The organism is Brucella tritici (assembly GCF_008932285.1).
Classification (GTDB): Bacteria; Pseudomonadota; Alphaproteobacteria; order Rhizobiales; family Rhizobiaceae; genus Brucella; species Brucella tritici.
Genome location: NZ_WBVY01000001.1, coordinates 424,306 through 437,443, shown reverse-complemented (window position 1 = coordinate 437,443; position 13,138 = coordinate 424,306). Strand labels below are relative to the sequence as shown.

Here is a 13,138-nt window from a genome sequence, read left to right as displayed (position 1 = left end):
GCCTGGCCTGGTATCTGACGACATAGAAAATTTTCAGTTTCTATTGAAGCGCTGGAAATACTCTAACCATTTGTTCTTACTTGCGGCTCGTTCTGAAAACTACACAGCTCTATTCGAGTTGTGCTCCATCCCCAAGCCGATCTCGTCCCTCGGACACGTCCGGTTGTGATTCAGCCTGATGAAATAGCGTCGACAGGGAACGGGAAGTCCTTATCGAAGGCGTGCAGGCACAGAACCACACAAGATTTGAACAGGACTCAACGCTGACAGATTCCCTGCATCGCAAGTGCAGTTACGACTCTCACGCTATTTTCATGTTTCGAGTCGGATGACGCCGAGGCAAATCGCGCACCAGGCCGGAATGAAACCAGCCATCAAGGTACCTACATGGTACCCATCCCAAAATGTAGTTTTTCAAAATCATTGATTTTTATGGCGCACCCGACAGGATTCGAACCTGTGACCTCTGCCTTCGGAGGGCAGAAATACAGATTTTCCTAAAGTTGATTTAATTTACATCGCATTGATTTTGATACTCATTTTAGTATCCCATGATTTCCCGCTATTGCCACGAATTGCCCATTTATGCTACCTATTTGCTACCTAGGAAGCAAACTGAAGGCAACATCGCATGGCACAGCCAAAGAAGCGGATTGGCATTCGGGACATAACCGCCCTCCCACCGAACTCGGTTATATGGGATAGCACCGTGACAGGTTTCGGGGCGCGACGGCAACGCGGCGAATCCGTCTCTTACATTCTCTTTTTCCGCACCAAGGACGGACGCCAGCACAAGATCACCATCGGGCGGCACGGAGCGCCGTGGACGCCGGATACTGCGAGGGCCGAAGCACAACGCCTCCTCGGCGAAGTAGTCGTGAAAGGTAAAAGTCCGACTGCCGCGCGCCTCTCGGTGCAGACAGTTGCCGAACTATGCGACCAGTACCTCAAGGACGCAGGGTCAACGATGCGTCGTCCGAAGAAAGCCTCAACCCTCGCGACCGATGGAGGCCGCATCGAACGCCATATCAAACCGCTCCTTGGTCGTAAGTCAGTAGCTCAAGTCACCCGCCAAGACATCGAGGATTTCATGAACGATGTGGGGAAGGGAAAAACTGCGAAGATCGAGAAGACAAAAAAACCGAGGGGAAAATCGGTGGTGCGGGGCGGAACCGGCACGGCGAGCCGAACGGTTGGCCTGCTCGGCGGCATCTTCACTTACGCTGTTCGGTTGGGCCTGCGGCCCGACAATCCGGTCCACGGCGTCATCCGGCCAGCGGATGCTCGCAAGATGCGCCGCCTTAACGACGAGGAATATAAAGCGCTGGGCAAGGCGCTGGCCCGTGACGACATGTGGCCCCCGGCGCTGGCAGCAATTCGCTTCCTCACCCTAACGGGATGGAGGCGCAGCGAGGCCAGCCTGCTGCGTTGGGAAGAGGTAAACCTCGAACGCCGCACGGCTACGCTGGGAGATACCAAGACTGGCTTCAGCATCCGTCCGCTTTCCGAAGCAGCTTGTGATACGCTCGGCCCGGCGAAATCCACCGGCGTGGTTTTCATCCCCGCACGAGGCGAAACCTTGGCACTGCAAACGCATTGGGAGAAGCTGAAGCTTCCAGCGGGCATCACCCTCCACACCCTTCGGCACAGCTTCGCAAGCCTTGCTGCTGATCTTGGCTATAGCGAACCGACCATTGGAGCATTGCTCGGTCACAAAAGCACGACGATCACGGCGAGGTACGTTCACTTTGCTGACGCGGTGCTGGTTGCGGCGGCTGATGCCGTGGCCGAAGAAACAGTAAGAAAACTAATGCCCTAGATAGGGCTCGCTGGGAAAATCGCAAAAAATCTATGTGGCAAAACGCGCTAAAGCCGAAGAGGCAATTCAACATTCGCCGCAACGTACGTGTTCGATCGGATGTAGCCTGAGCGGTAAGTATTAAAGTCGGATACGGTTGGCGACGTTGCATTGACGAGTAATTGACGTGATCTCTGATCAGGACTTCATCTCATATTGTCACCACGGCCCTTCGACCAAGCCGAACTAGCCGTGGGCGGCGCTTACCGAATCGCAGAGTTGAAGCAAGAATTAAAGTGAAAAAACTTCAAAAACATTTTTAAGTAGCGCCTCTATATGTGCCGCCACTTCATTCTGACCAAGTTGCAAACTGTTTGGATGACCGGCTCCATTGCGAAGAGTAAGTGCTTGCTCAAGTCGCTGCTTGGTATTCTTTCCAATGATTGAGATAGCGACAAGTCTATTGAGGAAGTCAGCTTCCTTCATCGCCCCGATATCATCTGCCGTTACCGCAGTTTTCCATTTCGCATCCAAACGCTTTGCTTCAGCATTGAACTGCGGAAGGCAGGACTTAACAACTGTCTTTTTTAGGACATCGACCGCTGCAAGCCACGCCATAACTATGGCAGAACGAAAAAGTCGGGCCTCATAACAAGCAATAGCCTCTTCGACAAAACCGCGCGTATCTTTATCAGTGATGTTGGCAAGGTGTTTTCTAAGATCTACTGCAACCTGTGTTGTTGCTGGGTTACTCCACGTTACACCCAGCGCTGGCAACTTGGTCTTCCCCTTCTCGGAAAGTTCATAGCCGCCTTTAATCTGAATGGCCATGCCCTTTGATCGGGCTATTATGCTGGAGATATTCCAGCCGGTCATCTTGCAACCAACTGAATCTGCCTTCGAGCGGATGTCTTTAACGCTTGCCGGATTGGAAAAAGCCGCGAGCGTTAATAGAACACGATCTACTCGTTGCAAGCCGTCTGCTTGAAGCAACAGTTTTAGTTCTGTATCACTCAGCTTCAAGGCGGGCCCTTATTGATGTCTGCTCGGCAGCTGTCAGCGAGTAAGCACTCCCTGTTAGTTCATTCAGCTTTTTGTTGCTCACTAAAGTTTTCAGAGCTTTTGAAATATTGCTGCCCATGCTCGACTTGTAATAGGCCGTAGCGCTTTGCATCGCTTTCAACAGGTCATTTCTCCTGAAGCTTGCCATTCCTTGAGTGAATTGGAGATAAGCTGCGGCGGCGAGAGCTAGTTCTGGTCCACTAGACACCGACAAGCGGGCGGCAATCGTCCCAACGGCCATGTTTAAGTTAGCTACGGAACGATCTTCACTTACGCCAGATGCGGTGATTACGCCGTTATCTGGCGTAGAGCTGAAGGCTGCAACAGGCGTTACCCCAACCAGACTCTCCAAATGGCTAAAAAGGTCTTTTATTGCTTCAGTATCGAACTGAGCATCGCCCTCGTATTCAAATTCGACATCACCCATCTTGATTTTTAGTTTTGAAGCCAATTGTTTGCAACTCCCCTATACCCGTCTGGGAAGTTACTTTGCATTGCGTTAGATGCCAAGAGAAAATCTCGAATATCGGGAGGGGATTTCAAGGAGGTGAAGTCAGGATTCTATCGGTTCAGATAGCTTTACTTCTTGAAACGCGAGCCCGATTGCCACCCGAGCCATACCATCCAAAATGCTTCACAAAATTTGCGAGGGACATGGTCAGGCAGATGGTGGGTGCCATCCGGCGAAACGGCCCCATCGCCGCTCAAAACCTTAAGGGGGTGGGAGGGCCTCGGCCTACCCAGCCTTCTGATCATTGAGCCGATAGCGTCCCTTGGCGACGCGAACGAATAGCGCAACATCGGGCGACTGCTTGTCGGTGCAATGGTCAGCGAGGAATTCGAAATACCGAGGATAGGTCCAGCCGGGTGCAACCCGTCGCACATCTAAGGCGCGAAACGGTTCAACCAATTCACCATTACGCACGGCTTTGCAGACTGCTGAATAAATGTCGGTCCCACCCAGTCCCATATTGGAACGATAAGCAAGGAAGCTCGACAGCGCAATGCTGGGCCATACCGATCTTCGCCCCGCATTCGGCGCATGGCGCGATATTTCATTCGATGGATACAACTACCGACTATCATCGCCGCGCTTGATGGCGGCACCATTCCGTCCCGTTTCCCGATGCATTCTATCCATGGCTAGCCACGCCATCCTACGCCCGAACCCATGCATATGGCTCAACCTCACAGCACCGTATTCGCGCGCAGTATCAATAGGGCAAGCCCTAGCGATTCTCGGAAAAATGCCAACTGATGGTATCACACACATTGGAGTTGACTTTTTGATACGTCAGTATCACAGTCTTATAAAGTTATGTGAGACTATCGGAGTCCGTCATGTCCACCGCCGCAATCGTTGGCTACGCTCGCACATCAACCACCGACCAGAAAGCTGGCCTTGAAGCCCAGCTCCGCGATCTGTCCGCTGCGGGAGCGTCGCGCATATTCCAAGAGGAATTATCCTCTGTGGCTACCAAGCGCCCTGAACTTGAGCGGGCGCTGGATTACGTACGCGAGGGCGACACGCTTATCGTCACCAAGCTTGACCGTCTTGCGCGATCCGTCGCGGACCTCGTGGCGATCACAGAGACGCTTCGCACGAAGGGCGTGGCGCTCCGTATCCTATCGATGAATCTCGACACCGCCACACCGACCGGCAAACTGATGCTGAATTTGCTGGGGTCGATTGCGGAGTTTGAACGGGAATTGATGCTGGAACGGCAACGCGAAGGGATCGCGAAGGCCAAAGCCGAGGGGAAATATAAGGGGCGAGCGCCGACTGCGCGGGCGAAAGCGGAGGATGTGCTACGGTTGAAGGCCGGAGGGATGACGGCGGACGCTATCGCGACGAAGCTGGGGATCGGGCGGGCGAGTGTGTTTAGGATTTTGAAAAACGCGACGTAGGTTTTTTGGTGTGCGGAGCGAACCGCTCCGCACACCGCATGTTTACTATTCTGCCGCGTCTTTTTCCTTGTCACGTAGACGCTTGCTCAATGGACGCGAGCTTGGAAAACACTCTGACAAAATCTTCAGTTGCGCTGCGTCTAATTGATCTAAAACCTCCTTATCGCGCTCGAGGTGTCCGCTCGCGCCAAACTTCTCGATCACCGAGCCAACAATTCGAAGGTGCTTTGTTGCTATTTGGGGTATAATGCTAATGAGGACCCTAGATATTTTTGATTGCTGCTCGCCATCGGCAGCAACATCAGAAATAACGGAAAGTCTTTCCGCGAGGAACTGCTTTGTTTTTTCTCTATTTGTGTGCACAAGAAAATCCCTTACGATTTCAGTTATGAAATCGAAGCTGAATTTCTTACGAAGCTGAACGACATAGTTTAACAATCGATAGCATTGTTCGTCAGTCAGTCCGTCGTCACTGAGAAGTGTTTGAACAACGCTTGTTTGCTCATCCAATGCCGATAACCACATGAAAAGAACTCCGTCGGCTTCCTCACCTACTTCCTGAGGTTCAGCCGACAGTATCTCTTTAGTAACAGCAATGATCTCAGCATTATCCGAAACTTTGGCCATTTTTCCGGCGACGAAACTCACGTCGTCTGAACTTTGTTGCCCTTTAAGCAAACTAACAACATGTGTGGGCGATAGCATGGGCGCTATTAGGTCAATAGTAGCAAGCACCGTTTCTGCATTATGCGGCCACAAAGCAATAGAAGCACTCGCAATTTCTGAATCCAACTCTTCGACGAGGAGCTCTTTATTTGCCAACTCAACGACGGACCTGAAGATATATCCCGCACCCGCAAATGATGGATTACCTTTGATTATTTGAAGAGCACTCTTAGCAATACCTGTCGGATCATAATCGCCAATCTGATCACTTTCCTCAGGCCAGAAACCTATCATGTGTTTATGGAGGACGGAGTTTTGATCTATAGAATTTGCTGTTTGACTGAACAGCTTGTGTAACAAATCCCCGGCTTCTCCATCAGGTGTTGAAACCAGAATATCGCGGCTTACTGGAAATAACCCATCAAGGTACTTCGTATCGTTTCTCATCGCCACAAGGCGGCTACTGAGGTTCTTCCAATGGGATTCAAAAGGCGAGAGCGACCATTCCGACTTGGAGATTCCACGAGCAAAACCGGCATATCCTTTCAATGTATTATCGCTGAGTTGCGTCTTGTTTACAAAAGCGTCCATCTGTTGAACTAAGTCTGTGCGCTCCGAGTCAGTTAATTCCCCAACTCGTGATGAAAGATACGTCAGCGTTTGTTCAGGTAGAGTAAATAATTCATCATCAACTACACCATCAACAAACTCATGCCACACATCATTATGAGTTTCCCTCAGAATATCAGCCGCTCTAACCATATAATCTGCTGTATCAGAGCCCAAAGCCCACGAATACACTAACGGACTTATTGCAGATGCCGTCTTTAAATCGATGTGTTCTCTCCAACTTACCATCAGGTCTAGGAATTTTGCTCCGCCAGCCTTCCAGTCGAGTGGCCAAGCCCCTTCGGCAAGCATGTCTTTGTCTAGGCGTGTTGCGAAAGCACTTAGAAACTCCCGCAACTGAATCGCCGAACTCAGATTGGCGCTACGGTTTGCCTCGATCCATGCCACTGAAACTGCGTCAGAATTTTCAACACTGACGAGCTTCGAAAGTTGTGGCCATAAAAGATTCCGATCTTCCTCCCCATTATTTGCAAGATGGCGGAAAACGGTATTCAATTTCGCGAAAACTTGAGATTTGTCCGCAATCGAATTTGCATCCTTATCAATTGCATCGATGGCAAGACGACTGTACTCACTATTGAGCAGTGGCAGTAGTTGGTCTGGGTACTCATTCACCCACTTTTCGAGTTCGCTAAACGGCAGAGCTTTTTCAGCGTTTGCCGACTGAATTTCGCGAACGATGAGCCACTCTTTCAAAAGAACAGCCGTGTTTTGATTTAGTCCATCACGTTTAAGGACCGATAAAACAAGATCAACAGCTGCTTTAACACTAACGGTAAGCTCGTCAATGTTAGGAGTTTGCCTGTTTGGCAATTGCCAATCCAACTTTTGCTTGATCAGCAGATCACCAGCAAACGCTGCGACCACATCTTGTCGGTCGATTGAAGGAATGGATTCGATGATTTCCTGCGCCGCCTCTGGTCCGACGTTCATTCTGGTTATTTTCGAGGTGCTCATTTGACGGGCCAAAGGCACCATCAAACCTCTCCGCAATTGCGAGGGAATCCGGGGAGCTAAGTCAGCTAATACTCTCGCCGCATTAATACGGCGAGCCTCGGTCTCATCAGATAGCCCCTTAGCGAGTTGCTTGAGAAGCTTTATATGGTCCACCTCTAAATCACTTCGGTCGAGATGATGACCGAATATTTCAAGGACACCTTGCGTATCACCGGACACAAAAGCATCATGAAGTTCTGGCGCGCTGTCACCAAACTTCCGAGAAATTGTGTCTTGCGCCAACAGGAGCAAAGGTTGCAAAGATTTTGGCCATCGCAGATCTTGTAGGCTAGACAAGTACTGACGAAGCCCCCTATATTCTTGTCTTACTTGATTGGGAGATTTATCTGCGTCATTTGATGGCATTAGAAAATCCTTCAGGGCGTATTTTGCACCCGGAGCGAGATTTTCTAAAGATTCATTCTTGAAAATTACTCGGTCAAACTCGCGAATAAGTTCTGGTCTCTTCTGTAATTCATTGTAAAAGTCGGGGAAATCCACTTTTAATGCACACAACGCAGCCAAAGCGAACGGATGATTTGTCACCGCTCCCTCGTACAGTACGCCGGGCAGAACAGAACCTGCTCCATCGCGCTCCCTCAGTACCGCAACCCACCATGACTGAACGAAAGAATTTACTATTTGGACCGCGTTTCTAGGGCTTTCGACTCCAACGTGAATAAGGCGTTCGATCAAATCTTGAACTCGGACCTCTCTGCTCTCCAAATCGGCAACGATGCTGCCTGCCTCACGTAGTTTATTTTCAGCGAACAGACGCATGTCCAGCTTCGGAAATGGCGGGATTTCCAAACGGAATTGAAACAGGCGATCAAGGTAGCGTCTTGCATCATATCGCGTGAACACAGATCCCGGTAACTCTGGATTCAGTTTTCCACGCCCACGGGACAACGCTTCCGCCACTCTATCTTCATCGCACGATATAACGAATACTACACCAAAGTCGTCAGAGGCATTGGCAAGAGGCAGTTCCAAAAAAGTTCTGACAGCATCCAGACCCGAAACCATTTCAGAAGCTGAAAGACGGTCCAAGTCATCTACGAAAATGACCAGTCTTTCTATCGACTTCCCACTTTTGGTCTTCCTGAACGCGTGAATTTGCTCAACAAGAAGGCGTTCATATTCCTCAGAGCTCGTTGTCGGAAACGATATGACAGTCTGATTATTAAAGAGTGTCGGAGATTTTAGCCGTATATCAACAACACACTTTGCAAGAAATCCCGCAACCGCTGTTCCAAAGGCGATACTGGTGGCAACACTCCAACCACCATCTATTCCGAGCCATTTTGCAATAAGGTAGATTGTGGTCATTACGACGATAAAGAGTACGCAAAACAACAACAAAGAGGCAAAGTTCTGAGCCAGCGCTTCTTTGCCCCAATCGCTCAAAGACCGCTTTTTCTGGGCCGTGTCGGTGACTTGCTGATATAAACAGCGTCTAAGTTCTACGTCGTCTCCGCCTAGTTCGATAAAGACATGCCTAAGGAGCGCGCGCTTAATATCTTCTCCACCACCATATCTCCACGCATTGAAGGTTACCGGCTTGAATCGATCTCTCCGTTGTTTTCCTTTGGATGCTGAAGACCCTGAAGCCAATGACGAGAGGTAAAGCTCCTTAATCGAGCTTTTACCTGTCCCCCATGAGCCAAGCAGACCGATACTATATGGAGGCTTATGTGGCCCTTCAATCAGGCTCTCTAGTGCTTTTGCAAAATATTGATGCCCGAAAGCATCCTTGGAAAAATCAGAAATTTCTTTGTCTAAGACGCTCGGCATCGCGATTTTGCTAATCGCGTCTGTATTAGATTGCTCCATTTCAAGCCCTCAGTGAAACCCACTTACCCATTTGTAGCGTAGCAGTTTATGTTGAGGCTTCGCTATTGTGGGCTTGTTTTTCCACAGGTTCGGTCGTCGCGGCTGGCCACGTTTCTTTCCGAAACCTATCCACCCGTTCTCGCGCTGCTTCCAGCCTCTGCGCCAATCGCTTCGCCTTTTCCGTATCTTCACCTTTCGCCACTCCCGGAACAACCCGGCGCGCCTCCACCTTTCGCAGCAGCTTCAACGCCTCCAGCCGCAAATCCGTTGATTGTTCGTCGTCCTCCGCCACCCCGAGCAAATATCGGTGGGTGAGGTCGTAGACCCCTTGCGGCGCTTCATACTCAATAATAGCTTTCGCGGCCTCGACGCACTTGGCCTCTGCCACCTCTGTCGAGGTCATGATTTGCAACAGCGCGGCGAGCGCTGGGCTTAGGATTTCACCCTCGGCCATTCTTTTGCCTCCACATAACGGTTATGAAAGGGACAATGCCCCGGTTTCGGTTAGGGATGAAAATCCCATGTTTGCAATGGGATGGAAGAAATCCTAACCGTTCTAACTGATCTAACTGATAAGGGGATTGAAGGGATTTAGTGTCCTAGGAAGTCTATAAAGTTCGTGTTATAACCGTTATGAACAGTTAGACGGTTAGGACATTGTTTTTATTGTATTTTTTCATTCACCATCGGTTAGGGCCATACCATCCTGTATCACATAGCCTCTAACCGGCTTATCTCCCGCCCAGATCAGCTTCGGCCCCGTCCACCCCAGCCGCCTCATGCAATCAGCCAGCCTCCGGCTATCCCGTCTCGTTACGTTCGGCATCTCCATCGCCAATGCCGATGCGAAAATGCTGCTGGTGGCGATACGAAGCTCGCCTTCGGCCCGCTTAGCAAGCTTCGGTAGGAGCGCGGCGAGCGTATCTTCCCACGGATCGGCCTCAACTCTCTCGGCTTGCCGCTCGGCAGCAACCGTCCACAGATGCTCCGGGATCGTCACCGGGTCGGCTTCGCTGAGCTCAACCGCCGCGGCTTCAGCCCAAAGCTGATCACGTGCTTCACGCAGCGCGGCCAGATCAATCTTTCCCGTCACCACCGGCCAGAACCTTCGGTTTCCGGTCGGGTCTTTCAGGTAATGGTCGTCGTTCGTGGTGCCGATCAGGATGCAGCGACGGGGCACTTCCTCAACCGTTCGGGCATAGGCCGCGCGCGCTCGGTCGTGGGTTTTTGAGATAAACTGCTTTGCCCGCCGCACGTCCGATTGGCCCAGCCCGTCCAATTCCGGCGCTTCGACAATCCACTTTCCCAGCAGCAGTTCTTGATGCTCCTTATAGTTTTGGCGGAAATCGAGGGCGTCGGTGAAATTGTCATCACCTCCGGCCAACACCTTGAGCGCCGATGACTTTCCGCGCCCCTGCGGCCCCTCCAGCACCAGCATTGCATCAAACTTACAGCCGGGACGCCGTACGCGCCGAACCCCGGCAACCAGCACTGCCCAGCCAATGGCCCGCGTCAGTTCGTCATCCGCCGCGCCCAAGTACATCGAAAGCCAAGTGTCCAGCCTCGGCGTTCCATCCCAAACCAGCCCATCAAGATATTCCCGCACCGGATCGAAGGCATTCTGCATCGCAAGCAATCTTGCCGCATCTTCCACGTTTCTCTGGCCGGGATCGAAGTCGAAATTCTCGATCACAACATCGCGCAGCTTCAGCACTGTGTCGGCAAAAGCCTCACCAACGGGCTTATCGTAGCCGTCAATCTCCATCCGCATGTGGAACTTGTCGAACTTCATGCTAATGCCGAGCTTGGTGATCGCCAGTTTTGCGTTCGCCACCGACGGCGCGAAGCCGCCCGGGTTTGCTTGGCGGTTCAGTTCCGCCTGCGCCTTGCCCTTTCGTGCCTGCTTGCGGTCCAAAAATGAACTAAAGGTCTGCACTTCATTCGGCTTCGACGGCACCGGCAGCAAGTCTTTCATAGCCAGATCGTCTGCGGTCAGCAACGCAAGGTCAGTGGCGTCTAGCTCGCGCACCACCTCTGCGGTCACTTCCTTGTCCATCTTCAAAACCTCACCCACGGCCCAGCCTCCGTTCTCGATCAAAAACCACCCGCATTCCTTGGCATAGGCGGTCGTAGGCATCTCCGGCCCGCTTTCCCGGCAAAGCTTCGATCAGTTCCAGAGCCTCCCGGAGCAAATACATGCCCCGGAAAAACTCGTCTTGTGCAACCAGTTCCGGCTGCATCCGCAACCGGTTCCGGGCTTCGTCCAGTGAAATTACGTCAGCAGTCATCACCGTTCACCTCGTTACCTTTCGAAAAAAGAGGACTGGCGGAACGAGACATTAGATACCTCCCGCCAGTCCCGTCGCGGGGGCCATGCCCGCGCCTCAATTCATCCGCGCTGCCACCAACTTCGCGGCCCAGACCTCCAGTTCCTCCACCGCACGATCAGCATCCCGCGCCAACGCTTCCCGGCCCGCCCGCCGATGCCAATCCCGCAATTCCCGCAGCCCTCGAAGTCCTGCCATGAACTGCTTGACCGGATCGGAAGATGCACGCACCTCCGCCACGGCCCTGTGCGCCACCCGCATGGCGTCCCGCCAGCCCGCATCATCCCCGGCTATGAACGCCGCCTCGGCTTCCTCCAGCAGCGCCCCAAACGGAGTCCGCGCCATCACCGTTCCTCCGGTTTCACCGTGCTGGTGAACAGACGGCTTGCGGCCGATTCAACGCCGCCATAGGTCTCCAGCCCATGCGTCGGCGCGCCTCGTTCCGCGCCTCTGTCATAAGCCCCTGTCGCGGTGGAGTCGGCAAAGGCGTTGACGACATTGAGGGCGAGGTCGCTCATCGGCAGATTGCTACGCAGATAGTGCTCCAGCACTTCCCGGTGCCCGACCAGCTTGTGGTCTTGGATGTATCGGGCAACGCGCTCGTGCTCGTCGGGGTAAAGCGCTGCAGATTGCTGATAGCGGTACGCAATCTGGTCCAGTTGCTCGCGGGTGAAGAGGCGGGCACTGGCGGCGTGATAAAAGTCTTCGGATTTCATCGGGCTTGCTCCTTTTCAGCGAGCGCGGCGAGCCACGCCTCTACCTTGGGATAGTTGTACATAATGGACTGAATCTCCGCTGGAGCGTCCGGGAATGCGGCGAAGACTTTCGTCCGCACCGCTTCGCGAGCCTTTAGGCGTTCCATGTCCCGCTTGTGCATCGCGGCACTTTCGCTAATGCCCAACGCCACCGTGTCCGAGCCTTTGTCGTAGGCTGGCACGGTTTGGCCGTTGAGGTGATCCGTGGCCGAAATGCCGGGACCGGCCCGGAAACTTCCGAGCTTGGCCTCCAACCGGGCGCTTTCGATCTTGTCGTCTGAAATGTAATTCATCGCTTTTCGTCTCCGTGGGGTCATGCAGCAGCGGCGCTGCGCAGGGTTTCGCATTCGGTTGTGGTCGTGCCGACTGGTGAGGATTTCGCCTCGGCCCAATCCAAGAGGTCCGCCCATCGATAAAGCGGCGTCCGTCCAAACCGCCGAAACTTTGGCCCGCCACCTCGGCAAGCAAGTTTCGCCAGCGTCGTTGATTTTACGGGATAACCTGCGGCGCTTAGAGCTTCCGCAGCATCCCGCCTAAGTAAAAGCGTTTCCTTTTCCATGATTAACTCCAACTGTATGGCTCACTTGTCTTTCCAATCATTTGAATGCAAACACCATGACTTGTAGGATATACTTAGTCAACAATGTTAACGAGGATCAAAAGCAAGCAACATCAAGCACTTAAAAGCTGGCTTTAACCTCTATTTTGAGGTGGGTGCTTTGGATATATTTGGGAAAGGGGCTGACGATGGCGGCAACTGCGCACATGACTCGACTGGCAAAGGGTGCCTTATGACTCATTGGTCACGGCAATGCGCTTTCAGGTTTATACGGTCCATCCGCGCGGCGTATTGTATGGCCCAAAGACTCGAACGACGGCAAACGTTGAAAAGACTCGTCCGATAAGAAACAGGGTTCAGGTTCGTAAGGCTAATGGCACCGTGCCATTGTATGGCTTTAAGACTCGGACGCTGCTAAGCGCAAAAAGACTCGCCCGAAACGAAAGCGGCTTCAGGTTTATACGGTCCCTTTCCAGCCAAAAGGAGCCATACAGGACTCAGACGCGATTAAGAGTCTGATTAAGAGTCTAAAGACTCTCAGCCGCGTCGCATGGCGTTCCGACTCGCGCGCATGTTTCCGGCTTCGAGTCGAATAGGGGCTAGG

General features: G+C 52.4%; 11 protein-coding genes. 2 read left to right on the top strand and 9 right to left on the bottom strand.

Going from position 1 to position 13,138, the window contains the following annotated elements; all coding sequences use genetic code 11:
• Positions 1 to 631 precede the first annotated feature (631 nt).
• Positions 632 to 1,819: a tyrosine-type recombinase/integrase gene (locus F9K94_RS02210; protein WP_151643400.1), complete on the top strand. Its 1,188-nt coding sequence runs from the start codon at positions 632 to 634 to the stop codon at positions 1,817 to 1,819.
• Positions 1,820 to 2,089: 270 nt separating this feature from the next.
• Here the strand turns inward: F9K94_RS02210 and F9K94_RS02205 are convergent, their stop codons facing one another.
• From F9K94_RS02205 to F9K94_RS02195, 3 genes are all read right to left on the bottom strand, one after another.
• On the bottom strand, positions 2,090 to 2,821 hold the full coding sequence (locus F9K94_RS02205; RefSeq protein ID WP_192799427.1) for a hypothetical protein: 732 nt from the start codon (positions 2,819 to 2,821) through the stop codon (positions 2,090 to 2,092).
• Positions 2,808 to 3,311 carry a hypothetical protein gene (locus F9K94_RS02200; RefSeq protein WP_151643398.1) on the bottom strand — a complete coding sequence of 168 codons (504 nt, stop codon included), beginning with the start codon at positions 3,309 to 3,311 and terminating at the stop codon, positions 2,808 to 2,810. The genes F9K94_RS02205 and F9K94_RS02200 overlap by 14 nt, the downstream gene beginning before the upstream one ends.
• A 285-nt stretch (positions 3,312 to 3,596) precedes the next feature.
• The gene (locus F9K94_RS02195) at positions 3,597 to 3,932 is read right to left on the bottom strand and encodes a hypothetical protein (protein WP_235920559.1); all 336 of its coding nucleotides are present in this window, start codon (positions 3,930 to 3,932) and stop codon (positions 3,597 to 3,599) included.
• Between the two features lie 269 nt (positions 3,933 to 4,201).
• On the opposite strand from F9K94_RS02195, the gene F9K94_RS02190 reads away from it, so the two are divergent.
• Positions 4,202 to 4,768 (top strand): recombinase family protein, encoded by a 567-nt coding sequence (locus tag F9K94_RS02190; RefSeq protein WP_151643396.1) that lies wholly within the window; start codon positions 4,202 to 4,204, stop codon positions 4,766 to 4,768.
• A gap of 45 nt (positions 4,769 to 4,813) precedes the next feature.
• Here the strand turns inward: F9K94_RS02190 and F9K94_RS02185 are convergent, their stop codons facing one another.
• The 6 genes from F9K94_RS02185 to F9K94_RS02160 all read right to left on the bottom strand — a co-directional run bounded on the left by F9K94_RS02185 (position 4,814) and on the right by F9K94_RS02160 (position 12,268).
• The gene (locus F9K94_RS02185) at positions 4,814 to 8,893 is read right to left on the bottom strand and encodes a KAP family P-loop NTPase fold protein (RefSeq protein ID WP_151643394.1); all 4,080 of its coding nucleotides are present in this window, start codon (positions 8,891 to 8,893) and stop codon (positions 4,814 to 4,816) included.
• Positions 8,894 to 8,939: 46 nt separating this feature from the next.
• The gene (locus F9K94_RS02180) at positions 8,940 to 9,347 is read right to left on the bottom strand and encodes a hypothetical protein (protein WP_192799426.1); all 408 of its coding nucleotides are present in this window, start codon (positions 9,345 to 9,347) and stop codon (positions 8,940 to 8,942) included.
• A gap of 222 nt (positions 9,348 to 9,569) precedes the next feature.
• Positions 9,570 to 11,030: a virulence-associated E family protein gene (locus F9K94_RS02175; protein WP_151643392.1), complete on the bottom strand. Its 1,461-nt coding sequence runs from the start codon at positions 11,028 to 11,030 to the stop codon at positions 9,570 to 9,572.
• A 247-nt stretch (positions 11,031 to 11,277) separates the two neighbouring features.
• A complete protein-coding gene (locus F9K94_RS02170; RefSeq protein WP_151643390.1) occupies positions 11,278 to 11,565 on the bottom strand; it encodes a hypothetical protein in 288 nt (95 codons plus the stop codon).
• On the bottom strand, positions 11,565 to 11,936 hold the full coding sequence (locus tag F9K94_RS02165; protein WP_151643388.1) for a hypothetical protein: 372 nt from the start codon (positions 11,934 to 11,936) through the stop codon (positions 11,565 to 11,567). Before F9K94_RS02165 ends, F9K94_RS02170 begins: the two co-directional genes overlap by 1 nt.
• Positions 11,933 to 12,268 (bottom strand): hypothetical protein, encoded by a 336-nt coding sequence (locus tag F9K94_RS02160; protein WP_151643386.1) that lies wholly within the window; start codon positions 12,266 to 12,268, stop codon positions 11,933 to 11,935. Before F9K94_RS02160 ends, F9K94_RS02165 begins: the two co-directional genes overlap by 4 nt.
• Between the last annotated feature and the right edge of the window lie 870 nt (positions 12,269 to 13,138).

Excerpts from the sequence above, each read along its gene's own strand:
- F9K94_RS02185 (WP_151643394.1), bottom strand. The coding sequence starts at position 8,893 with ATGGAGCAATCTAATACAGACGCGATTAGCAAAATCGCGATGCCGAGC.
- F9K94_RS02180 (WP_192799426.1), bottom strand. The coding sequence starts at position 9,347 with ATGGCCGAGGGTGAAATCCTAAGCCCAGCGCTCGCCGCGCTGTTGCAA.
- F9K94_RS02175 (WP_151643392.1), bottom strand. The coding sequence starts at position 11,030 with ATGCCTACGACCGCCTATGCCAAGGAATGCGGGTGGTTTTTGATCGAG.
- F9K94_RS02170 (WP_151643390.1), bottom strand. The coding sequence starts at position 11,565 with ATGGCGCGGACTCCGTTTGGGGCGCTGCTGGAGGAAGCCGAGGCGGCG.
- F9K94_RS02160 (WP_151643386.1), bottom strand. The coding sequence starts at position 12,268 with ATGAATTACATTTCAGACGACAAGATCGAAAGCGCCCGGTTGGAGGCC.
- F9K94_RS02165 (WP_151643388.1), bottom strand. The coding sequence starts at position 11,936 with ATGAAATCCGAAGACTTTTATCACGCCGCCAGTGCCCGCCTCTTCACC.
- F9K94_RS02190 (WP_151643396.1), top strand. The coding sequence starts at position 4,202 with ATGTCCACCGCCGCAATCGTTGGCTACGCTCGCACATCAACCACCGAC.
- F9K94_RS02210 (WP_151643400.1), top strand. The coding sequence starts at position 632 with ATGGCACAGCCAAAGAAGCGGATTGGCATTCGGGACATAACCGCCCTC.